General features: G+C 46.5%; 1 protein-coding gene. It reads right to left on the minus strand.

Annotation, left to right across the window (positions count from 1 at the left end; genetic code table 11):
* A partial coding sequence (locus JKP34_RS18120) for an Ig-like domain-containing protein (protein ID WP_449566794.1) occupies positions 1-751 on the minus strand: 751 nt, incomplete at both ends.

Genomic DNA, 751 nt, shown 5'->3' on the forward strand with positions numbered 1-751 from the left:
CGTTAACGAAGAACTGGTAGTTAGTAGCACCGGAAGCGGTGAAAGTAACGGTAGTGCCAGAACAGATAATATCATCAGCATCATCATCAGCCAATGTTACAGTAGGCAGTTGGTTGATGGTAATAGTTTCCGTATCAGTAAGATCATCAGTACAAGTAGTAGAAGCATTGGTAGCACGCACGGTGATGACTTCTGAGCTTCCCAGTGTAGCAAATACAAAAGGATCGGAGGAGATATTGATGTTCCCACCATTACCCCCTACAGCAGCAGAGATGGCCGTATTAGACTCATCGAATAACTGGTAGTTCACCCCTGATTGAGAGCCTGCAATGTTAAAAGTAATAGAGCCCCCATCACATACAGCAGTAGCTGAAGGTGTAACCGATAAGCCGGCATTCGGCAAAGGATTGATTGTAGCGGTAGTAGAAGCAGAAGCAGTAGAGTAGCATACGGCCGTATTATTACCATCAGTTACCTCTACAGTATAATTACCAGACTCAGCCACAGTATTGAGCACGATAGCCTGAGAAGTAGCTCCACCGACTAAAACACCATCTTTGTACCATCTGTAGGCACCACTGTTAGGCGCAGCAGAGGCTGTGAGAGTAACACTTGTTCCTAAGCATTCAGTGGCTGAAGCTGTAGAGATAGTAGGTTGTGCAGGGGCATCTTCCACGGTAAAGGTAGTACCGGCAGAAGAGCTGCTACATCCTGAAGCATCAGTGCCGCTAACAGTAACCACATCACCATC

This window comes from Marivirga atlantica, from assembly GCF_016734805.1.
GTDB lineage: Bacteria > Bacteroidota > Bacteroidia > Cytophagales > Cyclobacteriaceae > Marivirga > Marivirga atlantica.